We start from the raw sequence: 22,588 nt of genomic DNA on the forward strand, positions 1-22,588 counted from the left end.
CAGCGTCACCGGCCGACGCGGTTGCGAGGCACCAGGCCCTGGTAGAAGTTCCGGTGCGCTTCGGCGGCCGCCGTCCACGTGTAGCGCCGGGCCAGCGCCCGGCCCGGTGCCGGGTCGGCGCCGTCGAGCGCGGCCCGCAGCTCGCGCGCGAAGCCGGGCGGCCCGTCGGCGAACCGCGCGGCCCCGCCGAAGACCTCGCGCAGCACCGGCAGGTCGCGGGTGACCACCGGCACGCCGGCGGCGAGGGCCTCCATCGCGGCCAGCCCGAAGCCTTCCTTCGTGGACGGGAAAGCGAACACCGCCGCCGAGGCCACGAGGGACGGCAGTTCGTCGTGGGCGACCGGGCCCAGCACGACCGGCTCGACGCCCAGCTCGGCGGCCCGCTTCTCCCAGCGGGTCCGGTAGTCGCGGTAGTCGAAGAGCGTTTCGCCGCCGGCGATGAGCAGCCGCAGGTCCGGGTCGGCCAGCAACGCGTACGCCTCGAGGAGGTCGAGTGACCCCTTCCGCGGCTCGATCCCGCCGACCGCCAGCACGTACCGGCCCCGCTGCGCCGTCCGCGGTGCCGTCGCGAACCGGTCGTAGTCGACGCCGTTGGGGATCACCGCCGCCTCGATGCCCCAGCCGGCCCGGACCTCGGCCGCGACCGACGCCGACACGCAGAGGTGCGCGTACGGCCGGACGATCGCGCGTTCGTGGCAGGCCGCCAGTTCCGGGGTGGTGAAGGTGTCCAGGTGGTGGATCGTGCGGACGCAGCGGTCGACGGCGTTGGCGCTGATGCAGTCCTGCGCGTGCACGACGTCGTACTCCGCCGGGGTGAACGCCGCCCGCAGCACCGCGATCGAGCGCAGGATCCGTTCCCCCACCGACTCGCCGGGGACGTCCGGGAAGGGCACGATCGACAGCCGCACCCGCGGGTCGACCGGCCGGAAGAACCCCGCGTCGCCGCCGCGGCCGAGCGTCCACACCGTGACGTCCTCGCCCAGCTCGGCGAGGGCCTCGGCCAGGGCGAGCGTGTGCACCACGCCGCCGCGGGGTTTCGTGGAGTAGCTCAGCAGGGCGATGCGCATCAAGCCTCCCGGTACACCGACGGTTTCCGTTCCCCCAGGTGGTGCAGCACGCGGCGGGCGTTGGCGAGCTCCTGCTCGACGTCGAGCTCGGCCACCGCGATCCCGGCTTTCGACCAGGTGCGGGCGAGGATCTCGCCGCCGGGTCCGACGACCTTCGCCTGGCCGAGGAACCGCATGCCGCCCATCGCGCCGGTCTGGTTGGACGAGACGAGCACCACCTGGTTCTCCGCCGCCCGCGCCTGGTCGTAGAGGTCGAACAGGCGGGACTGCCGGTCCTGTGCCATCCGCGGCGCGCGGTTGGTGATGCTGGTCGGCCACGCGCTCAGGCAGGCGACGACGTCGGCGCCGTCGACCGCGAGCGAGCGCGCCGACTCGGGGAACGTCTTGTCGTAGTCGATCAGCATGCCCAGCCGCCCGACCGGGGTGTCGAACGCGGCGAACTCCGCACCGGGCGCGTAGGCGACCCGCTCCCCCGGCGGCTGGTGGACCTTGCGGTGCCGGCCGAGCACGCCGTCACCGGTGACGCACACCGCGGAGTTGTAGCGCCGCGGCCCGTCGGCCTCGCAGTAGCCCACGCAGACGACCATTTCCGCGGCGAGCGAGGCGATGGTCTTCAGCTGCGGGCAGTCCGGGTCGAGCGCGGGCGGCAGTGCGTCCGGGTCCGGATGGCGCAGGTCGGCGAGGTACCCGCCGAGGGCCGCGTCCGGCAGCACCAGCAAAGCGACGCCGGACGAGCGCGCGTGGTCGATCAGCGTCGCGATGCGCTGGAGGTCGAAGTCGAGGTCGCGGCCGAAGTGCGCGGCTACGGCGGCGATGCGGATCTGCCCCATTCACGGGACACTAACCGGGTAGGCGTCGGGCCGTCTGTCCGCCAGGTGTCCCATCGACCGCCGCGCCGTGGCCAGCGCCTGCGGGACGTCGAGCTCGGCGATCGCCATCCCCTCGGCGACGCCGGTGTCGGCGAGCACCTCGCCGCCGGGTTCGACGACCTTCGCGCTCGCGACGAACCGCAGGTCGCCGAAGGTGCCGGACTGGTTGGCCGAGAGCCAGACGATCTGGTTCTCCAGCGCGCGGGCCCGGTCGAACAGGTCGAACCGGCGCTTCCAGCGGTCCTGCTCGAGATCGGGCGCCGCGTGGGTGCGGCTGCCGGGCCAGGCGCTCATGCAGACGACGATCTCGGCGCCGTCCAGCGCCAGGGCCCGCGCGGATTCGGGGAACGCCTTGTCGTAGCAGATCATCATGCCGAGGCGCCCGACCGGCGTGTCGAACGCGGCGAACCCGCGGCCGGCGCCGTAGCTGGCGTTTTCGGCGAGGGGCTGGTGCACCTTGCGGTGGTGGCCGAGGACGCCGTCGCCGGAGACGCACACCGCGGAGTTGTAGCGGCGGCCGCCGGCGATCTCGCAGTACCCGGCCGTGACGACGAGGTCGCCCGCCAGCGCGGCCAGCCGGGTTATCTCCGGACCGTCGACGGCCAGCGCGGGCGGTCCTTCGGCGCCGCCGTCGAGGTTGGCGAGGTACCCGCCGAGGGCCGCTTCCGGCAGCGCCAGCAGCCGCACTCCTTCCGCCTTCGCCTGCCCGATCAGCTTCTCGATGCGGGCGAAGTCGCCTTCGAGGTCGCGGTCGAACGGCGCCGCCACCGCGGCCATCCTGAGCGTGGTCATGAGTTCCCCAATCCGGTGACGCCGCCGTCGATGGCGGGCGTCGTTTCGCCGTCGGGCCAGCGCAGCGTGACGCCGCGGCCCGCGACCAGTTCGCCGCACTCCGCGGTGACCGCCGGGCCCGCGGGCGCGGGGGTGCCGGTGGTGAGCATCGCGAAGCCGGGGAAGCAGGTCAGCCAGTCCCCTGTGGACGCTCCGCGGGGCCGCGGGACGCGTTCGACGTCCAGGACCGCACCGCATCCGGACGCCTCGGCGAGCATGCCGAGGGTGCCCGCGATCCCCGCCATCGAGACGTCCTTGGCCGCGGCCGGTCTCGCCTTCGCCACCGAGCCGAGCAGCTCGCGCAGCTCGGGCGTACGCCGGAAGCTCGTCGAGTCCCACTGGCGGCCGGTGTAGCCGGGGCGCCAGCCGCCGGCCAGGTCCGCGGTCAGCCAGACGCGCTGGCCCGGTTTTCCGCCACCGCCGGGCACCGGGTCGGCGGTCCGGCCCAGTGCCGTGACCGACAGCGAAGCCGGCACCCCGAACTGCGTGTGGCCGCCGAGCACCGGCACGCCGTACGCTTCGCTCGCCTTGCGCAGTCCACTCAGGACACGGGCGGCGAAGGACGCGTCCCGGGCGCCCAGCGCGTCGAGCAACCCGGTCGGCGTGGCTCCCATCGCGGCCAGGTCGTTGAGGTTGACCAGCACCGAGCACCAGCCCGCCCATTCCGGGTCGCGTTCGACCATGGCCGGGATGATCGCGTCGCAGGCGGCGACGACGTCGGTGCCGGGCAGCGGGACGCCGTCGTCGCCGACGAAGCCGGGTACGCCGGTCATCCCGCGCAGCAGCGGGCCGAGCGCGGCCTTGGTCGAGCGGGCCAGCGCGGCGATCCGGCCGATCGGCCAGCGCATCAGCACGTGGTCGTGGCCGGCGACGGTGACCGGCCGCACCCGGTGCCAGCCGAGCCGGGTGAACAGCTTTTCGGTGCGGGTCTGCACGGTCGCTTCGAACCGCAGCGCCCCTTCGGCTTCGGCCCGCGCGCACGCCGCGCGGACCAGCGCCGAGCCGATCCCGGCCGGCGAGCCGGGCGCGACGACCAAGCGCCCGCCCCGCCACCAGCCGAGGTCCGGGCCGTCCGTGGCCGGACCGAGCCGGACCCCGCCGAGCAGGTCTCCGGCGGTGTTCCGCGCGACCAGCACGATCGTGCGCGGGTCGGTGTCGTGGTCGTCGAGGTCGTGCCCGGCGAAAAGCCCTTGCCGCGACACGAAAGCCTCGTGGCGCAACGCGCGGTAAGCCGTCAGTCCACTGTGGTCGGCGGGTTCGAGGTGGAACGCCGGGCGGGCCGCGACACTGCGGACGTCACCCAGCAGCGCGAGGATGTCGTGGTCCACGTCAGCCTCCCGCCGCGCTGAGCAGACCGCACGCGCCGCACGCGGCGCAGCCCGCGCCCTGGTCCGCCCCGGTCATCCCGGCCGCCCGCAGCAACGCCGCGATCCGGCTCGTGACGTCGGCGACCAGCGACGGCGAAGGCGCGGTGGCCCCGTCCCGACGGGCGAGAGTGCCGGCCATCGGCCGCATCGGCACGGCGAACGGGTAGACGCCCAGGTCGATCAGCCGGCCGGCACCCTCCACAAGGGAGTCCGGGTCCTCGCCGAGCCCGATCAGCAGGTACGTCGAGACGCGGTTGCGCCCGAACACCCGGACCGCTTCCGCCCACGCGGCTTCGTACTCCGCCATGGACACCGTGGACTTGCCGGGCATCCAGCGCCGCCGGACGTCGTCGTCGAGGGACTCGACGTGGATGCCGATCGACGTCGCTCCGGCGTCGCGCAGCTCGGTGAGCACGGCGAGGTCGCCCGGCGGCTCGATCTGCACCTGGACGGGCAGGCCGGGCACGGCGTCGAGCACGGCGCGGACGCACCGGACGAGGTGCCGGGCCCCGCGGTCGGGCCCGGCGGTCGTGCCGGTCGTCATCACCATCTGCCGGACGCCGTCGAGGCGTACGGCCGCTTCGGCGACCTCGGCGAGCTGCGCCGGTGTCTTGGCGGCCACCGTGGACCCGGCCCGCAGCGACTCTTCGATGGTGCAGAACCGGCACCGCTGGTCCTCGGCGTACCGGATGCACGTCTGCACGGCGGTCGTCGCGAGAACGTCCTTGCCGTGCAGCAACGCGATCTTCCGGTACGGGACGCCGTCCGAAGTGGACAGATCGTAGAACCGCGGCCGCGCCACCGGCGTCACGCTCAGGCCGAGATCGACGGTTCCCCGGTGGATCCGGCCGTCGCGGACCTCGTAGGGGCTCTCGGGGTTCAGCGGCAGCGTGGCGTTGGCACCGTCGACGACCAGGTGGCCGTCGTCGCTCGGCCCGGCGCCCTTGCTGCGTTGTACGGGTGCGTCCACGCGCACCCCGCGGACGGCGATGTCGGCGCGGGTGTCCAGATCTTCTTCGATGCCAACGCGCACAGACCGCTCCTAGAACATGTAGGTGGAGTTGATGATGGCGCCCTTGCGCGCGTAGTGGATCAGCGCGTCCTGGACGTCCAGGGGGTGCGTCGGGATGACGCCCTCGATGAGGTCCTCCTCGCGCGCGCCGTGCAGCGACAGGCCGAACCGGCAGCAGTAGGCCTTGCCGCCCTCGCTGATGAACGTCTTGAGCTGGTCGTTGATGTTCAGCTCACCCGGGAACGCGGCGTTGCCGGTGGTCGGGAAGCCGCGCGTGGCCAGGCAGTTCAGCGAACCGGGGCCGTAGAAGTAGATCGCGGCTTCGAAGCCCTTCCGCAGCGCGCGGGTGGCCTGCAGGATCGCGACGAAGCTCACCGACGACTCGTGCGCGATGCCGTGCACGAGCGTGAAGTAGCTCTGGCCGGGTTCGGCCTGGTAGTCCGGGAAGACCTTGGTCCCGCCGTACAGGTTGGACCCCTGCGGCAGCGACGGGTGCGGGATCTCGTCGAGGCTGGTCTTCTCGGTTTCGGTCAGCTCTGCCATCGGTCTATTTCCCTTTCTTCGATCCGTACAGCACGTCGAACGTGCCGCGGAAAACCAGGTCGGCGAGCTCGCCGTCGCCGGCCGCGGCGGCCAGCTTGGCGAGTTCGCCCTCGTGATCGCCCCACGGCTGGTCGGAGGCGAACAGCACGCGGTCGTGGCCGAGGCCCCGGTGCGAGATCTCGTCGACGAGCCAGCGCGGGGTGAAGCCGATCGCCCAGGACAGGTCGGTGTAGACCTGCTTGCCGGCGGCGATCCAGTCGAAGAAGCGGCCGCCGACGAGCTTGATGTGCCCGCTCATCCCGCCGCCGAAGTGGACGAGGTGCAGCTTGACGTCGTCGGCGTAGACGTCGACGAGCTTGCCGACCTCGTCGATGTCCGACGCCGCTCCGGGCGAGGTGTGGACGTGCACGACGAGGTCGTGTTCCCTCGCCGTGGCGAAGATCTTGTCGAGCTGCGGCTTGCACGCGGGGTCGGACGCCTTGCCGCCCAGCAGGAAGCTGAGTTTCAGGGCTCGCACGCCGTCCTCACCCGCCAGCTTCAGCGCGTCATCGGTCCGGTCGACGTCTTCGGTCCTCGGGGACACCCACAGCGCGGCGCTGATCCGGTCGTCCTTGCCCGCCGCCTCGACGCAGAGTTCGTTGAACGAGAACGCGATCGCCGGGTCCGGGACGCCGTAGTTCGGGATCACCAGCGCGCGTTCGGTACCCTCACGGTCCAAATCGGACAGCAGTTCGCCGATCGTCGCGCGGCTGCCGATCGCGGGCGCGACCGGCGGGCCACCGTAGAACGGGTACGCCGGCAGCACGCCCAGGTGCCGGTGGGCGTCGTTCGTCCAGCGCATCACGCCACCGTCCGTGGGGCGACCCAGTCGTCGTCGGCCGGGTAGGTGCTCACCGGCGTGCCGGAGAGCCATCGGACGTCCCCGCGGCCGCCGCCGGTGATCCGCCGGGCCAGGTACTCCGCGTCCGCCGCGACGCCGCAGAACCGGCCGGAGCCCCAGGTGTGCTGCCACGGCAGGCCGAGGAAGTACAGGCCGGGACAGCTGGTGACGCCGCGGTGGTGCGTCGGGTAGCCCTTGCCGTCGAACACCGGGACGTCGATCCACCGGTGGTCCCGGCCGAACCCGGTGCTCCAGACGACGGCCGAAAGCGCTTCCACGTCGAGGGTGCGAGGCCCGTCCGGCGGTTCCCAAACCGGCTTGTACCGCTCCTCGCGAGGCGCCGCGATCCCGCGCTGGGCGATGAAGGCGTCGATCGAGTCCTTGATGCCTTCGGACACCGTGTCGGCCGCGTCGAGGTTGCGACGCAGGTCGTCGGCGAACTCCAGCTGTCCACTTCGGACGTTCTTGAGCCGGCCGTAGAGCTGCATCCCTTCGGTGGCGAAGGCGCGCAGGTCGATGTCGTGTCCGCCGTCGCGGCCGGTCACGTAGTGGTTGGCGCGGAACCGGACGGCGTCCGCGTCGGCGAACTCGTCGATTCCCCTTGCGTAGTAACCCATCTCGTCGAGCCACGCGACGACGTCCCGGCCGCGGTAGCGCCGGGCCACCCGCGGCGCCGACCCGACGGCGAGGTGCACGCGACGCCCGGCCAGGTGCAGGTCCTCGGCGATCTGGCAGCCGGACTGCCCGGTGCCGACGACGAGGACGTCCCCCTCGGGCAGCTGAGCGGGGTTGCGGTACTCGGCCGAGTGCAGCTGGACGACGTGCTCGGGCAGCCGCTCGGCCAGCCGCGGCTTCAGCGGCACCTGGTACGGGCCGGTGGCCAGCACGACGTGGTCGGCGGTCAGCTCCCCGGCCGACGTCGTCAGCCGGAAGCCGCCGCCGGGCAGCTGCCGCAGCCGCGTCGCCTCGACGCCCTCGTGCAGCGGGACGTCGAAGTCCTTCACGTACGACTCGAGGTAGGCGACGATCTCGTCGCGGACCATGAACCCGTCCGGATCGTCGCCCGCGTAGGGGAACCCGGGCAGCCGGCATTGCCAGTTCGGCGTGACCAGGCAGAAACTGTCCCAGCGGCGGGTCCGCCATTCGTGCCCCGCGCGCTCGCGTTCGAGCACCAGGTGCCCGACTCCGGCGGTGGTGAGGCAGTGGGACATCGACAGTCCCGCCTGGCCACCGCCGACCACGATCACCGGCCGGTGCAGGCCGTCGAGCTCGAAGTTCATGCCGATCAGTGCACCGGCGAACGATTTCCGGACGGTTTCACCCGGAACACGGGCGCGTTACCAGAACCGCGTGGAGTTACGCTTCTCCCGGCGTGCGCTTAACAGCGCGCCTTCGACATCGCTTGCGGTGGGGGCGAGAGCCGGAACACCGGCCAGCCGATCTCGGTCCGCCAGGTCGCCGGGTCCGGGTCGTCGCGCGGGCCGGCGAGGTACGTCTCGTGCACGGGGCCGGCCACGGTGAGGGCGTGCTCGACCACCCAGGCGCCGAGCCGGCCGTAGGTGACGTCGATGTCGTCGTGCGGCCCGGGGTGGACGACGACGGCGAGTTCGGCGGCCGGGAGGTGCACGGGCCGCACCCGGCCGCGCGACGGCGGGTCGCCGACGGGCCGGTGGACCAGGACCGCGCCCCGGCCACCGGTGAACAGCTCGTTGGCGTAGCGGCCACCCGGCGGGCCGAGCGACGGCAGGCCGGCGACCGCGGCGTCGAGCTCGGCCATCGCCTCGGCGTACCAGTCCAGCACGTCGTCGTGGTCGACGACCCCTTCGACGGCGGCGACCGTCTTCGCCGGCACCGAGCGGAGCTCGACGTGAAGCTCGTCGTCGCCGGGACGCAGCAACCGCCGCAGCGAGACCACCGCGGCCCGGGTCCGTTCCAGTTCCGCCTCCAGCCGCCGCAGGTGCCCGCCGGCCAGGTCCGCGCGCTCCGCCGCGTCCTCGGTCGCGAGGATCTTGGCCACGTCGGCCAGCGGCACGTCCAGCTCCCGCAGCCGGTGGATGACCTGGGCGGTGGGGATCTGGTCGACGGTGTAGTACCGGTAGCCGCTGGCGGGGTCGACGGAGGCGGGCTCCAGCAACCCGGACTCGTGGTACCGGCGCAGGGTCCGCACGCTCAGGTGCGTCAGCTGCGCGAAGTCGCCGATCGTCAGTCCACGGAACACTCCCCCACTGTGCACCGCTTGACCCTCTCCCCGGGAGAGACCCCACGGTGGTGGTCATGAGTGAAGCGATCGACACCCACCAGCTGCCCGCGGTGGTCACCGGCTACCTGACCGCCCACCAGGCCCGCGACCTGGACCCGGCCTTGGCTTGCTACACCGAGGACGCCGTCGTCACCGACGAGGGCCGGACCCACCGCGGCAAGCGGGAGATCCGCGACTGGCTCGCCCGGGCCGCGAGCGAGTACACCTACACCACGACGCTCGTCGCGGCCCACCGCGTCGACGACGAGCACTACGTGGCCGTGCACCACCTCGAAGGCGACTTCCCCGGCGGAGTCGTCGATCTGCGGTTCCGGTTCACCCTGGAGGGTGATTGCATCGCCGAGCTGGTGATCGAGCCGTGACCACCTGACGTCAGCTGCTTCCGCCCGACGGATCGGCCAGCCCGAGGATCCACCCGCTCCACGCCGTGTCGGCGCGGCGGCCGGGCAGGTCCAGCGCTGCCGACACCGTCTGGACGAGGCCCGTGGCGAAGAACGTCCGCACCTGCAACGCGTCCGCCCCCGTCAGCCGGGCGACCGAGTCCAGGAGAGCGAGATGACGTCGCCGCACCGCCTCCCGGACGGCCTCGTCGGCCGCCGCCGCGTAGCCCTGCAGCACGACCAGCCCGACGGTCCGATCACGCTGCAGGAGGCGCACGTAAGCGGCACCGAGCGCCACCAGCGTCGGCTCGGCACCCTCGAACGCGGCCTCGATCCGGTCGAACGCCGCGTGGACGACGTCGAGGAACAGCTTCTGCTTGGAGCCGAACATCTGCACGATCCGCGGGTGCGAGATCCCGGCCCGGCCGGCGATGGCTTCCAGCCGCGTACCCGCCAGGCCGTTCACGGCGAACTCCGCGTCGGCGGCCTCGATGATCCCCGCCCGGCGCGCCGCGGCCGGCAAGCGAGCGCGGCCTCCGTCGCTCACCCCTGCTCCGCTCCGCCGAGCTGGCTCAGCACGAACTTGTTGTCGTACAGGCAGCGATAGGCGTGGATCAGCCCGTCCTCACCCAGTTCGAGGCGGTCGTCACCGTGGAACTCGACGCGGCGGCCCGTCTTGGCGAACGTGCCGGTGAAGCGCCACGCGACCAGCACCGCCCTCCGCGTCACCTCGGCGTACAACCCCATGAGCGTGAAGGAGTAGTCCGGGTAGCCGCGCGCCATGCGCGTCACGAACTCGCGGATCGCATCCGGGCCGTGGACCGTGCGGCCGACCGCGGGTTCGTCGTAGACGAGGTCGTCCGCGCACATCGCGGCGACCGCGTCGGCATCGTGGTCGTTCCACGCCTTCGCCCACCGGTCGCTGAACGCCCGGACCGCGGCCAGGTCGGTCGCGGCCACGTCAGCCTCGAATGTCGTCATGGAGCTAACTTACAAGTAAGTAAGCTCGCCGACAAGGCCGGTCGACGGGATGTCGGTGGATTGTCGACGGCGGTCGCCATCGTCAGCGACTGCGTCGAACACCGACGTGGAAGCCGGCCTTCGACTGTCCGGCTTCCGAAATCCACGGGAGGTCCCAGATGAGAAAACGGATCGTCACGGCCGGGCTCGCTTTGGCGGCGGCCTCGATGCTGACCGTCGGCGCTGCCGCGCCCGCTTTCGCCGACGACCACTTCGACGTCACCGTGCGGAACACCGCCAGCGGGAAGTGCCTGGCGCCGCAAGGCGACTCTTCGGCCGACGGCGTGCCGATCGTGCAGGTCACCTGCAACGGCGACGCCTTCCAGCGGTGGGACTTCGTCGACCACGACAACCACGTCTTCCAGATCCGCAACGCCGTCACGCTCAAGTGCATGGACGCCGCGGGGCTCAACACCAACCAGGTTCCGGTCATCCAATGGCCGTGCTCCGGCATCAGCAACCAGCGGTTCCAGGCGAGCCGCGACCTGCCGGACTTCGTGTCCCTCCGGTCGCGTGTCGCGGGTACGAGCACGCACTGCCTGGACGACCCGGGCGGGCTGGCCACCGAGGGCGCCGCGATGCAGCTCTGGGTCTGCAACGGCACGCCCGCGCAGGCCTTCGGCGTGTTCCCCGTCTGACCAGCAGGCTGCGACGGCTCGCGCGGCCGTCGCAGCCGGGGTCGGTCGCCAGTCGGCCGCGGGTGACTCGAGAAGCCGTCGCCGCACCCGGCATGCTCGGGTCTTCGTAGATCCGGAGTGCGGCCGACCAGAGCCGGCGGGCCGCCGCCGACTTCGAACGGTCCCGGCACCCGGATGTCGATGTCCGGGACCTGCCGACCCGCCGTCCGAACGGCGTTCGTAGCGGCAAAACCGGGAAGGCCGGCCCGGAACCGCGTCAGCCGAAGACGCGTCGCTGGATTTCGCGGCGGTAGTCCTCCAGTGTGTTGTCCAGGTGCACCGCGGCGGCCTCCGCCGCCGCTTCCGGGTCGCCGTCCCGGATGGCCGCGTAGATCGCCGCGTGCTCTTCGACCGCCTCCGCCGCGTGGCCGCCCACGGTGCCGTGGAGGCCGATCGTGCTGGACTGGTGCTGCAGGCGCCGGACTTCGCGGACGGCCGCCAAGAGGAACTGGTTGTGGGACGCCGCGGCGATCCCGAGGTGGAAGTCTTCGTCCCCGCGGTCGAACAGCGGTGCTTCGCCGGTCAAGTGCCCCTGGCGGCAGGTCTCCGCGGCCGCCTCGATCGCGCGGAGCTCGACCGGGGTGGCCCGGGTGGCGGCCAGCCTGCTCGCGGTCATCTCCTGGACGCGGCGGAACTCGAACAGCATGTAGACGTGGTCCAGATCGGTCGGCAGGAAGAAGCCCGACCACCGGGCCGAGCCGAGCATCCCCTCGTCGTCGGCCACGTAGAGACCACGCCCCTTCTGGGCGCGCACCCGTCCGATGGCGGAGAGGATCTTGATCGCCTCGCGCACCACGGTCCGCGAGGCACCGAGCCGGGCGGCGAGCTCGTTCTCCGTCGGCATGCGGTCACCGGCCCGCAGCCGCAGCTCGGCGATCAGCGTGAGGATCTGCTCGGCGACGCGTTCGTACCCCGGCCGGTAGGCGGCCTCCTGGGGCGGCCCGGGCTCGCCGGCTGCGCGCGTCTCGTCCACCCGGTCGTCTCCTTCGTCCGCGGCTCGGTGCCGTGAACCCTACATCTGCGCGACCCGAGCAACAATGTGTAGTACTTATTTTCCCGAAGCAGAACTCTTGACGAAGACGCGTCGGCCAGCTGTGATGGGTCCCGATAGAGGCCGCTCGCAGCAATGTGTACGACACATACGACGTGTCGTCGCCTCATCAGGTGCGACCTGCGGGTGCCACGATGAAGTGGAGTTCCTCATGACAGTTCATGTGCGAGCCACCGGAGTCAGCGGATCGTCGGGGCGCCGCAAGCGGTACGCCGGGCTGGTCCTCGGCGTCGCGGCCGTCCTCGCCGCGGTCACGGCCTGCGGCAACGGCGGGAGCGGCAGCGGCGCTCAGGGCGGGTTCCAGCCGGTGCCGCAGACGGGCGGGAAGATCACCGTCTGGGTCGATTCCACGCGGCTGCCCGCGGCCCAGCTCTACCAGAAGCAGCACCCGTCCGTGCCGCTGGACATCGTCACCTACGACGGGGACGCCAACGGCTCGAACTACCTGCAGACCAAGGTGAGCCTGTTCAACCGCACCCGCAGCGGCTGGCCGGACGTCGTGTTCAGCTCGCAGAACAACGAGGTCAGCTGGGCGGTGCCGGCCGGGTTCACGGCGCCGCTGAACAAGGGGCAGATCCCCGACGCCACCCTGAGCGGCTGGACCGCCGGGGCCAACGACCCGTGCACGGTCGAGGGCACGCTCTACTGCCTGCGCAACGACCTCGCCCAGACCGTCCTCTGGTACGACGCGCCGCTGATGCAGTCGTGGGGCTACCAGGTGCCGAAGACCTGGGAGGAGTACCAGGCGCTGGGGCAACGGGTAGCCACCGAGCACCCCGGCTACCTCGTGGGCACGGCCGGCGACAACTTCACCCCGGAGATCTACCTCTGGGCCTCCAAGTGCGGCGCCAACCAGATCACCGGCCCGAAGTCGGTCAAGGTGAACACCACCAGCCCGGAGTGCACCCGGATGGCGGCCCTGCTCGACACGCTCGTCGCGAACAAGACGATGTCCACCAGCAGCGTGTTCAGCTCCGACTTCGCCAAGAACTCCGCGGACAAGGTCCTCATGATGCCCGGGCCGTCCTGGTTCGGCGGCTCGGTGTTCCAGGAGTCGTTCAAGACGCCGGCCGGCAAGATCGCCGCGGCCCCGCTGCCGCAGTGGGCCGGGGACGCGTCCCCGTCCGTCGGCAACGTCGGCGGCGGCACCTGGCTGCTGTCCGCCCACAGCGCCAACCTCAAGGACGCCACCGACTTCCTCACCTGGGTCACCACCTCGGACGACTACCAGGGCAACGTCGCACCGGGGTACCCCGCCTACAAGGCGGCGGCGAAGACGTGGCTGGCGAAGCAGTCTTCGAACAAGTACTACGCGAACGACATCGCGGGCCCGCTGCAGACGGCCGCCCCGCAGGTCTGGCCGGGCTGGGGTTACGGCCAGTTCAGCCAGGAGGCGATCTGGGCGGCGACCGTGACCCCGGGCCTGACCGCGGGCAAGACGATCGTCTCGCTGCTCCCCGAGTGGCAGAAAGCGATCACGAACTACGCGAAGTCCACCGGGTACGAGGTCAGCCAATGACCACCGTCCGCCCGGCCGGGAACCCGTCGCGACGGCGGGGGTTCTGGCCGGGCCGGGCCGGGCACCTGTTCGTCGCCGCCTACGTCGTGCTGCTGATCGCGTTCGGTGTCGTTCCCACGGTGTACGCGGTGTACTTCGCCTTCACCGATGCGGGCGACACCTTCGCCGGACTGTCGAACTTCGTCGACGCGGCCAGCGACTTCCGGTACGTCGACGCCGTCGGGCACGTCGCGCTCTACCTGGTGTTCTGGCTGGTTTCCCTCGTCGTGTTCGTCGTCGGGCTGGCGCTGCTGCTGCACCGTCTGACCTCGAGCGCGGCGAGCAAAGCCCTGCGCTTCCTGTACTACATCCCGGGAGCGCTCGCCGGGGCCGCGAGCGTCATGGTGTGGCTGTTCCTGCTGGACCCGTCGGTGAGCCCGGTGAGCGCGCTGCTGCGCGTGTTCGGGTTCGACACCTTCGGCCAGGTCGTCGCGCCGGAGCACCTCCCGGTCCTGTTCACGCTGATCGCCTTCTGGACCGGGGCGGGTGGCTGGATCGTGGTGGTGTACGGCGCGCTGAACAACATTTCGCCCGATCTGCTGGAGGCGGCCCGGATCGACGGCGCGGGCGCGTGGCAGACGGCCTGGCGCATCCAGATCCCGTTGTTGCGCAAGTGGATCGTCTACATGGTCATCCTGGCGTTCGCCGGCGGGACCCAGCTGTTCGTCGAACCGCAGCTGCTGTCGCAGGCGAGCGTCGGCGTCGCGGGCCGCGACTACTCCCTCAACCAGCTGTCCTACGACTTCGCCTTCCAGAACAACAACGTGAACACCGCCGCGGCGATCTCGGTGGAGCTGCTGGTGGTCGGGCTGGTCGTCGCCGGCGTGTTCGTGGCCCGATCGGGGTTCTTCGATGCCGACTGACATCCGCGTACCCGCGCAAGTGGACGAGCCGGTGCGCCGCGCGGCTCCCCGGCAGCGTCGCGGCCGGTGGCGGCTGCCGAACCCGCTCGTGGCCCTGGTGCTCGTGCTGTTCCTCGTCTTCTTCGTGCTCCCGGTGGTTTGGCTCCTGCTGGCGGCCACGAAGACCGACGACCAGCTCGTGCACGGCAACCCCCTGTCCTTCGGGTCGTGGCCCGCGCTGGCGGACAACTGGCACTCGCTGACGTCCTTCCAGGACAACGCGATCTTCCAGTGGCTGGGCAACTCCGCGGTGTACTCGTTCGTCGCGCTCGCGATCACGTTGTGCGTGGCGATCCCGGCCGGCTACGCCCTCGCGATGACCGAGTTCCGCGGCCGGCGCACGCTGCTGGTCGCGACGCTCGTGGTGATGCTGATGCCGAACGCGACCCTCGTGGTGCCGTTGTTCCTCGAGGTGAACGCGGTGCACCTGATCGGCTCGATGTGGTCGATCATCCTGCCGTACTCGTTCTACCCCTTCGGCGTCTACCTCACCTACATCTACTTCAGCACCGCCGTGCCGCGGGACCTGATCGACGCGGCGAAGCTCGACGGCTGCTCGCAGTTCGGCGTGTTCCGCCACGTCGCGCTGCCGCTGGCCGCGCCGATCGTCGCCCTCGTCGGCTTCTTCAGCTTCGTCGCCAACTGGACCAACTACTTCCTGCCTTACGTCCTGTTGCCGGAAAGCGACCAGTTCCCGGTCCAGGTGGGCCTGGGCACCCTGCTGAACTCGGTGCCGCAGTTCAACCCGACGGTCGGCACCGCGGCGGTGCAGCGGCCGGAACTGGCGCTGGCCACCCTGCTGGCGATCACGCCCGTCCTCGTGGTCTTCCTGTTCTCCCAGCGTTTCCTGGTCGCGGGGATGCTGGCCGGCGCGACCAAGGAGTAGCCGATGTACCCCGCCATCACCGCCTCGGTCCCCCTGCTCGAACCACCGGGCTGGGCGATCGCGCAACGCGAGCTGTTCGAGCTGCTCGACCAGGCGTGGCGCCGGTTCGCCCGCGACTTCACCGGCCCGGACGGACGGCTCACCTACGACGACGGGCTCACCAGCCGCGACGGCGTCGACGACTTCTACGAGACGTTCTTCAACTGGCCTCAGCTGTACCTGCTCGGCGGCGCCGACGACCTGCTCCCCGAGTCCGAGCGGCACTGGGAAGGCGTCACCCGGCAGCTGACCGAGCTGGGCATGCTGCACGAGGAGTACGAACGCGGCTACGACTGGTTCCACCAGGGCGAAAGCCTGCTGCTGCTGTACTTCCTGTGCATGGCCGCGCCCGGGCGGTGGCGGGAGCGCGCGCTGCGGTTCGCCGAGCTCTACGTCGACCCGGCGCACGGCAACTACGACCCCGGGCACCGCATCATCCGCCGTCCGCACAACGGCAGCGATCCGGAGCGCGAAGGACTCTTCGACGGCGGCTCGTACCCGTGGCTGCCCCGCGAAGCCGCGACGTACGGCTTCCCGCTGGAGTGGCTGCTGCCCGCGGACGCCGAGGAGCCCCCGCGCGACCGCGACCCGCGGCTGGGCGAGCAGATGCGGCGGCGAACGGGAACCGGGGACACCGCGGTCAACCTGGCCGCCGCCGGGCTCGTCTTCAACGCCCTGCTGCTCTCCGGCGAGCAGCGCTACCGCGACTGGCTCGCCGAGTACGTCGGCGCCTGGCGGGACCGCGCGGTGGCCAACGACGGCATCCTCCCCGACAACGTCGCTCCCGACGGGACCGTGGGCGGGCTGCTGGAGGGCCGCTGGTACGGCGGGCACTACGGCTGGTCCTGGCCGCACGGCTGGTACAGCGTCGGGCACGCCGCCGTCGTCGCCGCCCTCTCCGCCGCGCTCGCCACCGGCGACGACACGTTCACCGACCTGGTGCGCCCGGCGCTGGACGAGATGATCGCCCACGGCAAGGTCATGGCGTTCACCGAAGCCGACTCCAGCCTCGCCACGAAGTGGACCGTGCAGCTGCGTGAAGACGTCGACACGCCGACATTGCACGTCCCCTTCCGCTACGACGACCGCGGCTGGTTCGACTACAACCCGATGCTGATGGGCGTCCCGGCCGCGTTGTGGCACCACACGGCCGCGCCGGAGGACCGCGAACGCCTCGAGCGGCTGCGCGCGGCGGGCGGCCACGACTGGCGGACCGTGCGGCCGTTCCGCAGCAAGGAAGAGGCCGGGCACGAGGAGCCGTGGTTCGCCTACCTCGCGGGCGACAACCCGGACTACCCCGAACGCATCCTGGCCGCGGCCCAGGCCCAGGTGCGGCACCGGCTGACCCGCATGGAGCGCTACCGCGGCCGGGCCGTTCCGGAAGCCGACATCCACCTGTGGCAGCAGTCCAACCCCGTGGTCACCGAAGCTCTCGTCCAGCTCACGTGGGGCGCTCCGCAGGTCGTCTACAACGGCGGCCTGCAGCAGGCCCGCGTCCGCTACTACGACGCCCAGGCGCGTCGGCCGGGCCTGCCGCCGTCCGTGGCGGCGCTGGTTTCCGGCATCGACCCCGAGGCGACCGTCGTCGAGCTGGTCAACCTCGACCCGCAGGAGCCGCGGTCGGTGGTCGTGCAGGCCGGCGCGTTCGCCGAGCACCACCTCCGCCGCGTCGAGTACAGCGTGTGCGAGGACCCGTCGTGGGTCGGCGGCCTCTACGACTACGGCCACGGCGAACCGGTCGTGACGTCGGCGTCGGCCGACCTCGACGGCCCGTGGCTGCGGGTGGACCTGCCCCGGTCCAGCCGGATCCGGTTGACGCTGCGGATGGTCCTGCGCGCCGGCACGCCGTCCTACGCCACCCCGTTCGACGACGGTGACGCAGGCCGCTGACCGAACTCCCCGATTCCCCGCACGATCCTCAAGGAGGACGATCATGCGCCACCTCGTCAAGAAAGTGCTGACCGCGCTGGCCGTCGCCGCCGGCGTCACGGCGCTGACCGCCGTCCCGGCTGACGCAGCCGGGATCCCCGCGTTCACGATCGTGGTGGCGCCCCACGGCGGAGAAACCTTGCAGCACGCGCAAAAGCTCGCCCGCACGCTGTCCTCGCTCGCGGACGTCCACGTCGAACTCGCGGGCGGCACCTACCGGCTGAGCACCCCGCTGAAGTTCACCGCCGAGGACTCCGGCCGCAACGGCCACACCATCACCTGGCAGGGCCGTCCCGGCCAGACCCCGGTGCTCTCCGGCGGCCAGCCCGTGACCGGGTGGAAGCTGCACGACCCGGCGGCGAACATCTTCGTCGCCGACGTGCCGAAGGGCGCCGATTCGCGGCAGCTCTACGTCGACGGCGCTTCGGCTCCCCGGGCGGCGATCACCATCGCACGGACCGACGTCCAGGTCACCGCCACCGGCCTGACCATCGTCAACCCGGCGCTGGGCTACCTGGCTTCCCTGCCCGCCCAGAACCGGATCGAGGTGGAGAGCCAGAACTCCTTCACCGACCGGTACTCCCCGGTGCAGAGCATCGCCGGCACGACGATCACCATGCAGCAACCGGCGTGGAACAACAACAACTGGGGCTACGACACGCTCGCCCGTCCCTTCGCGGGCGGGACGCTGCTGCTGGAGAACTCGTACTCCTTCCTGCAGACCGGGCAGTGGTACCTCGACCCGGCCGCCGGGAAGCTGTTCTACAAGGCCGCGCCGGGACAGTCCCCGGTGGGCAAGGACGTGGAACTGCCGCGCCTGACGTCGCTGGTCCAGGTGAGCGGAACCCCCGGCCGGCCGGTCCGCGACCTCGCCTTCCGGGGGCTCGGCTTCGAGCACACCACCTGGCTGGAGCCCGGGACGTCGATCGGCTACGCCGACCAGCAGAGCGGCGCGTTCCTCGCCGCCGCCTTCCCGCAGCCCGCCGACTTCCTGACGTCGTGCCAGGTCGGCTGCCCCTGTTCGAGGCGGCGCGCAACAGCTGGCACCAGGTTCCCGCCGCCGTCCAGGTCTCCGCGGCGGACAGCATCGCGTTCGAGGGCAACACGTTCGCCCACCTGGGCCAGGTCGCCCTCGGCATCGGCAACGACGCCGACGCGCACGCGAGCGGCGTCGGCCTCGGCGCGTCCGGCATCTCGGTGCGGCGCAACACCTTCACCGACGACGCCGGTTCCGGCATCGTCGTCGGCGGGGTGCAGCCCGACGCGCACCACCCGGGCAACCCCGCGCTGGCCGACCGGAACGTCACCATCACCGACAACCTGGTCACGAACGTGGCTCGGGACTACAAGGACATGGCCGGGATCCTGAGCACCTACGTCACCCACGCCGTCATCGAGCACAACGAAGTGTCCGACCTGGCCTACGACGGCATCGACGTCGGCTGGGGCTGGGGCGCCAACGACCCCGGCGGCAGCCAGGACTACCGCGACCGCGGCCTGTACGCCTACCAGCCCGTGTACACCACGCCGACCACGCTGAAGGACACCGTGGTCCGCTACAACCTCGTGCACGGCACGAAGAAGGTCTTCCACGACGGCGGCAGCATCTACAACCTCTCCGCCAACCCCGGCGCGGTCATCGACCGGAACTACATCTACGACAACCACAACACCGTGGGCCTGTACCTGGACGAAGGATCGCGATACGTGAGCCTCGCGAACAACGTCATCCAGGACGCCGGGGTCTGGGCGTTCACCAACGCGAGCAGCACCAACAACACCGACGACAGCACCTTCACCGTCAACTGGTACAACACGGGCATCGCGCGGGTCGCGACCGGCGCGCCGCACCACAACGTCCTCGACGGCAACGTCCAGGTCGCCGACGGGAACTGGCCGGCCGCCGCGCAGGATGTGATGCGCAACGCGGGCATCGAGACATCACACGTCTCGCCCTGAAATCAGGGGAGAACGCGCACGCCGATCGGTTCGTTCGAGAGAGACATCATACGAATGCTAGGCTGACCTCGTTGAGTCCGAGCAACGAGGAGTGCGATGGCGAGGTCGCTGACCGACGAAGCGATCGACCGGATCCGGGAGTTCGTCCGGTCCGGCCGGTTCCCGGCGGGTGCCAAGCTTCCTCCCGAACACGAGCTGGCCACCGAGCTGGGGATCTCGCGCAGCCCCACGCGGGAGGCGGTGAAGGCGCTCGCGCTGGCGCGGGTGCTCGAAGTCCGCCGCGGCGACGGCACGTACGTCACCAGCCTCGCGCCGAGCCTGCTCCTGGAAGGCCTCGGCAACGCGGTGGCGCTGATGCGGGACGGCAGCGTCCTGGAGCTGACCGAGGTGCGCCGGCTCCTGGAACCCGCGGCGACCGGGCTGGCCGCCACTCGGATCACCGACGCGCAGCTGCGGGACGTGGGCGAGCTGCTCGACGCGATGCACGACGCGATCGAGGACGTCGAGCGCCTCACGGTGCTCGACGCCGCCTTCCACCGCGCGGTCGTCAGCGCCGCGGGCAACGAGACGCTCACGGCGTTGCTGGACGGGATCTCGTCGCGGACCCTGCGCGCACGGGTCTGGCGCGGCACGGTCGAGCGCGGCGCGACGCACATCACGCTGTCGCAACACAAAGCGATCTACGACGCCCTGGCCGACCGCGACCCGGCGGTCGCCACCGCGGCCGCGCTGATGCACGTGGACACCTCGGAACGCTGGCTGCGCGCGCACCTGGCCGACCTCCGCGATCTCGACGGCCGGCCAGGCACGTAAGTGCCGTCGGAGCGGCACCGCGGTCAGGTCTGCCGCTTGCCGCTGGTGATGCGGGACATCACCAGTGCGATGAGGATGATCGCGCCGTTCAGCGCGCCGATCCACTGGGCCGGGACGCCGGCCAGGGTCAGCACGTTCTGGATCATGTACAGCAGCAGAATGCCCGTGAACGCCCCGAACAGCGTGCCCCGGCCGCCGTTCAGGCTCACGCCGCCGATCACCGCCGCGGCGAACACCGTGAAGATGTAGCCGTTGCCCTGCGCCGCGGCCACCGAGGCGAGCCGGCCGGACAGCAGCAGCCCGCCGAGCGCGGCCAGCACACTGGCCCCGATCAGCACGATCCACACGATCCGGTCGGTCCGGATACCGGCGGCCTTCGCCGCGTCCTCGTTCCCGCCGATCGCGTACAGGCTGCGACCGAACCGCGTGTAGCCGAGCAGGACGATCCCGCCCGCGAACAGCAGCACGCAGACCCAGATCGACGCCGGGATCCCCGCCCACAGCGTGGTGCCGAGGTAGAGCAGCGAATCGGGCAGGCCGAAGAACGTCTGGCCGCCGGAGATCCCGGTCAGCAGGCCGCGCAGCACGATCAGCATGCCGAGGGTGACGACGAACCCGCTCAGCCCGAACCGGACGATCAGCAGCGCGTTGAGCGCCCCGACCACCACGCCCACGGCCAGCACCACGGGCACCGCGGTCCAGGACGGCAGCAGCCCGAGGGAATGCCCGCCGCCGACCGTCAGCCAGGCCGCCACGCCGGGCGCGAGCCCGAACGTGGACTCCAGCGAGAGGTCCATCTTGCCGACGACCAGGACCATCGTCTGGGCCAGCACCAGCAGGGCGATCTCCGACATGGTCTGCAGGATGTTGATCACGTTGTCGTACTGGAGGAACACCGGGTTCACCAGCTGGCCGACGACGGCGATCGCGATGATCCCCGGCACGAGCGCGAAGTCGCGCAGGCGGGCCAGGGCGATGCGCCGGGGCGGCCGGGCGGTGCCGGGTCCGGTCCGCGGCGGGACGTCCACCGCGACGGGGCTTTCAGGCATCGAGGTCGACTCCTTCCATGGCGGCCACGACCTCGCGGTCCTGCCAGCCGGCGGGGATTTCGGTGGTGAGCCGGCCGTGCACCACGACCAGGAGCCGGTCGCACAGGCGCAGGTCGTCGAGTTCGTCCGAGGCGATCAGCACCGCGGTGCCCGCCGCGGCGGCCTCCGCGACCTTGCCCAGGAGGAACTCCTTCGACCGCACGTCGACCCCGGCCGTCGGGGTGATCAGCACGAGCAGGCGGGGGTCGCCGGCCAGCGCCCGGGCCATGACGACCTTCTGCTGGTTGCCGCCGGACAGCGCCGACACCGGCAGTTGCGGCCCGGGGGTCTTCACCGCCAGCCGCGTGATCAGCTTCCCGGCGACCCGGTCGCGCAGGCCGGACCGGACGAAGATGCCCGGGCCGAGCCGGTCCATGACGCTCATCGTGGTGTTGTCCGCAATGGACATCTCCGGCACGAAACCCTGGTGGTGGCGGTCTTCCGGGACGAAGCCGACCCCCGCGGCCAGCGCGGCCGGGACGTCGCCGGGCCGCGGCCGCCGGTCTCCGACGAAGACCGTGCCGGAGGTGGGTTTGCGCAGCCCCACCAGGGATTCGGCCAGCTCGGTCTTGCCGCTGCCGCCCGACCCGGCCAGCCCGACGATCTCCCCGGGCGCGACGTCGAACGACACGCCGTCGTAGAACGGCGCCAGGCTCAGGTCGGCCACGCGCAGCACGGGTTCGAGGCCGGACCGGGCCGACGACGTCCGTTCCTGCACCGTGACGGCGTTCTCACCGGTCATCGCCGCGATGAGGTCCGCCTTCGGCAGCTCGGCGACCGGCGCGGTGAGGACGTGCCGGGCGTCCCGGTACACCGTGACCGTGTCGCAGATTTCGTACACCTCCTGCAGGTGGTGGCTGATGAACAGGAACGTGACGCCCTGGCGCTGCAGCTCGGCGATGTGGCCGAACAGCCGGGTGATGGCGGCCCCGTCGAGCTGCGCGGTCGGCTCGTCGAGGATGACGAACCGGGCGCCGAACGACAGCGCCCGCGCGATCTCGACGAACTGCCGCTGCTCCACGCTCAGCTCGCGGGCCGGCCGGTGCACGTCGACGTCCACCGACCAGCGGTCGAGCAGCTCGGTGGCGGAGCGGCGCAGCGCGGCCCAGCGGACGAACCCGCCGCGGGTCTCCTGCCGGTTCAGGAACAGGTTCTCCGCCACCGACAGGTCGGGGATGATCGTCGACCGCTGGTACACGCACGCCACCCGCGTCCGCCAGCCGTCCCGGTCGGACAGCGCCGGTGCCGGTTCCCCGTTCAGCCCCACGGTTCCGGCGTCCGGCTCGGTCAGTCCGGTGAGGACGGACACCAGGGTCGACTTGCCGGCCCCGTTGCGGCCGACGAGCGCGTGCGTCTGTCCGGGTAGGACGGTCAGTTCGGCGTGGTCCAGTGCGACCGTGGCGCCGTAGCGTTTGACCACCTGACGGGCCTCGACGACCGGCACGGTGTTCATGTTC

General features: G+C 71.4%; 23 protein-coding genes. 9 read left to right on the top strand and 14 right to left on the bottom strand.

Translation table 11 applies throughout. From position 1 onward, the window contains the following. Positions 1-5 precede the first annotated feature (5 nt). The 9 genes from ACIRSS_RS48075 to ACIRSS_RS48115 all read right to left on the bottom strand — a co-directional run bounded on the left by ACIRSS_RS48075 (position 6) and on the right by ACIRSS_RS48115 (position 8,787). On the bottom strand, positions 6-1,067 hold the full coding sequence (locus ACIRSS_RS48075; RefSeq protein ID WP_400908567.1) for an MSMEG_0565 family glycosyltransferase: 1,062 nt from the start codon (positions 1,065-1,067) through the stop codon (positions 6-8). Then, the gene (locus ACIRSS_RS48080) at positions 1,067-1,897 is read right to left on the bottom strand and encodes a carbon-nitrogen hydrolase family protein (RefSeq protein ID WP_400908570.1); all 831 of its coding nucleotides are present in this window, start codon (positions 1,895-1,897) and stop codon (positions 1,067-1,069) included. Before ACIRSS_RS48080 ends, ACIRSS_RS48075 begins: the two co-directional genes overlap by 1 nt. Beyond that, positions 1,898-2,728 (bottom strand): carbon-nitrogen hydrolase family protein, encoded by an 831-nt coding sequence (locus tag ACIRSS_RS48085; RefSeq protein ID WP_400908573.1) that lies wholly within the window; start codon positions 2,726-2,728, stop codon positions 1,898-1,900. Next, positions 2,725-4,095 carry an MSMEG_0567/sll0787 family protein gene (locus tag ACIRSS_RS48090; protein WP_400908576.1) on the bottom strand — a complete coding sequence of 457 codons (1,371 nt, stop codon included), beginning with the start codon at positions 4,093-4,095 and terminating at the stop codon, positions 2,725-2,727. The genes ACIRSS_RS48085 and ACIRSS_RS48090 overlap by 4 nt, the downstream gene beginning before the upstream one ends. A 1-nt stretch (position 4,096) precedes the next feature. Beyond that, positions 4,097-5,167, bottom strand: a complete 1,071-nt coding sequence (locus tag ACIRSS_RS48095; protein ID WP_400908579.1) for an MSMEG_0568 family radical SAM protein — start codon at positions 5,165-5,167, stop codon at positions 4,097-4,099. A 9-nt stretch (positions 5,168-5,176) separates the two neighbouring features. Continuing rightward, on the bottom strand, positions 5,177-5,689 hold the full coding sequence (locus tag ACIRSS_RS48100) for an MSMEG_0572/Sll0783 family nitrogen starvation response protein (protein WP_003073383.1): 513 nt from the start codon (positions 5,687-5,689) through the stop codon (positions 5,177-5,179). A 4-nt stretch (positions 5,690-5,693) separates the two neighbouring features. After that, on the bottom strand, positions 5,694-6,530 hold the full coding sequence (locus tag ACIRSS_RS48105; protein ID WP_400908581.1) for an amidohydrolase family protein: 837 nt from the start codon (positions 6,528-6,530) through the stop codon (positions 5,694-5,696). Continuing rightward, positions 6,530-7,849: an MSMEG_0569 family flavin-dependent oxidoreductase gene (locus ACIRSS_RS48110; protein ID WP_400908583.1), complete on the bottom strand. Its 1,320-nt coding sequence runs from the start codon at positions 7,847-7,849 to the stop codon at positions 6,530-6,532. The genes ACIRSS_RS48105 and ACIRSS_RS48110 overlap by 1 nt, the downstream gene beginning before the upstream one ends. 98 nt (positions 7,850-7,947) lie before the next feature. Next, on the bottom strand, positions 7,948-8,787 hold the full coding sequence (locus ACIRSS_RS48115; RefSeq protein ID WP_400908585.1) for a MerR family transcriptional regulator: 840 nt from the start codon (positions 8,785-8,787) through the stop codon (positions 7,948-7,950). Positions 8,788-8,843: 56 nt separating this feature from the next. Between ACIRSS_RS48115 and ACIRSS_RS48120 the strand changes: the two genes are divergently transcribed. Continuing rightward, positions 8,844-9,191 carry a nuclear transport factor 2 family protein gene (locus ACIRSS_RS48120; RefSeq protein ID WP_400908588.1) on the top strand — a complete coding sequence of 116 codons (348 nt, stop codon included), beginning with the start codon at positions 8,844-8,846 and terminating at the stop codon, positions 9,189-9,191. 10 nt (positions 9,192-9,201) lie between these two features. Here ACIRSS_RS48120 and ACIRSS_RS48125 read toward each other — a convergent pair whose 3' ends face one another. Next, positions 9,202-9,756 (bottom strand): TetR/AcrR family transcriptional regulator, encoded by a 555-nt coding sequence (locus tag ACIRSS_RS48125; protein WP_400908591.1) that lies wholly within the window; start codon positions 9,754-9,756, stop codon positions 9,202-9,204. Continuing rightward, complete coding sequence (locus ACIRSS_RS48130) at positions 9,753-10,190, bottom strand: nuclear transport factor 2 family protein (protein WP_400908594.1); 438 nt, start codon at positions 10,188-10,190, stop codon at positions 9,753-9,755. Before ACIRSS_RS48130 ends, ACIRSS_RS48125 begins: the two co-directional genes overlap by 4 nt. A gap of 158 nt (positions 10,191-10,348) precedes the next feature. On the opposite strand from ACIRSS_RS48130, the gene ACIRSS_RS48135 reads away from it, so the two are divergent. Then, on the top strand, positions 10,349-10,867 hold the full coding sequence (locus ACIRSS_RS48135) for an RICIN domain-containing protein (RefSeq protein ID WP_400908597.1): 519 nt from the start codon (positions 10,349-10,351) through the stop codon (positions 10,865-10,867). A gap of 256 nt (positions 10,868-11,123) precedes the next feature. On the opposite strand, the gene ACIRSS_RS48140 is transcribed toward ACIRSS_RS48135, so the two are convergent. Then, the gene (locus tag ACIRSS_RS48140) at positions 11,124-11,879 is read right to left on the bottom strand and encodes a FadR/GntR family transcriptional regulator (RefSeq protein ID WP_400908600.1); all 756 of its coding nucleotides are present in this window, start codon (positions 11,877-11,879) and stop codon (positions 11,124-11,126) included. A gap of 229 nt (positions 11,880-12,108) precedes the next feature. Between ACIRSS_RS48140 and ACIRSS_RS48145 the strand changes: the two genes are divergently transcribed. The 7 genes from ACIRSS_RS48145 to ACIRSS_RS48175 all read left to right on the top strand — a co-directional run bounded on the left by ACIRSS_RS48145 (position 12,109) and on the right by ACIRSS_RS48175 (position 20,043). Then, positions 12,109-13,476, top strand: coding sequence for a carbohydrate ABC transporter substrate-binding protein (locus ACIRSS_RS48145; RefSeq protein ID WP_400908603.1), 1,368 nt, complete (start codon positions 12,109-12,111; stop codon positions 13,474-13,476). Beyond that, on the top strand, positions 13,473-14,378 hold the full coding sequence (locus tag ACIRSS_RS48150; RefSeq protein ID WP_400908606.1) for a carbohydrate ABC transporter permease: 906 nt from the start codon (positions 13,473-13,475) through the stop codon (positions 14,376-14,378). Before ACIRSS_RS48145 ends, ACIRSS_RS48150 begins: the two co-directional genes overlap by 4 nt. Continuing rightward, the gene (locus tag ACIRSS_RS48155; protein ID WP_400908609.1) at positions 14,368-15,303 is read left to right on the top strand and encodes a carbohydrate ABC transporter permease; all 936 of its coding nucleotides are present in this window, start codon (positions 14,368-14,370) and stop codon (positions 15,301-15,303) included. The genes ACIRSS_RS48150 and ACIRSS_RS48155 overlap by 11 nt, the downstream gene beginning before the upstream one ends. A gap of 3 nt (positions 15,304-15,306) precedes the next feature. After that, entirely contained in the window at positions 15,307-17,232 is a 1,926-nt protein-coding gene (locus ACIRSS_RS48160; RefSeq protein WP_400908612.1) for a hypothetical protein, read from the top strand. 43 nt (positions 17,233-17,275) lie between these two features. Next, positions 17,276-18,640, top strand: a complete 1,365-nt coding sequence (locus ACIRSS_RS48165) for a hypothetical protein (protein WP_400908615.1) — start codon at positions 17,276-17,278, stop codon at positions 18,638-18,640. Continuing rightward, positions 18,604-19,230 carry a hypothetical protein gene (locus ACIRSS_RS48170; protein ID WP_400908618.1) on the top strand — a complete coding sequence of 209 codons (627 nt, stop codon included), beginning with the start codon at positions 18,604-18,606 and terminating at the stop codon, positions 19,228-19,230. Before ACIRSS_RS48165 ends, ACIRSS_RS48170 begins: the two co-directional genes overlap by 37 nt. A gap of 96 nt (positions 19,231-19,326) precedes the next feature. Next, a complete protein-coding gene (locus tag ACIRSS_RS48175; RefSeq protein WP_400908621.1) occupies positions 19,327-20,043 on the top strand; it encodes a FadR/GntR family transcriptional regulator in 717 nt (238 codons plus the stop codon). Positions 20,044-20,066: 23 nt separating this feature from the next. Here the strand turns inward: ACIRSS_RS48175 and ACIRSS_RS48180 are convergent, their stop codons facing one another. Both ACIRSS_RS48180 and ACIRSS_RS48185 read right to left on the bottom strand, forming a co-directional pair. Next, positions 20,067-21,092 (bottom strand): ABC transporter permease, encoded by a 1,026-nt coding sequence (locus tag ACIRSS_RS48180; RefSeq protein WP_400908624.1) that lies wholly within the window; start codon positions 21,090-21,092, stop codon positions 20,067-20,069. Continuing rightward, on the bottom strand, positions 21,085-22,584 hold the full coding sequence (locus ACIRSS_RS48185) for a sugar ABC transporter ATP-binding protein (RefSeq protein WP_400908627.1): 1,500 nt from the start codon (positions 22,582-22,584) through the stop codon (positions 21,085-21,087). Before ACIRSS_RS48185 ends, ACIRSS_RS48180 begins: the two co-directional genes overlap by 8 nt. Positions 22,585-22,588 lie beyond the last annotated feature (4 nt).

Origin of the sequence: Amycolatopsis sp. NPDC101161, assembly GCF_044768185.1 — a bacterium.
Taxonomy (GTDB): Bacteria; Actinomycetota; Actinomycetes; order Mycobacteriales; family Pseudonocardiaceae; genus Amycolatopsis.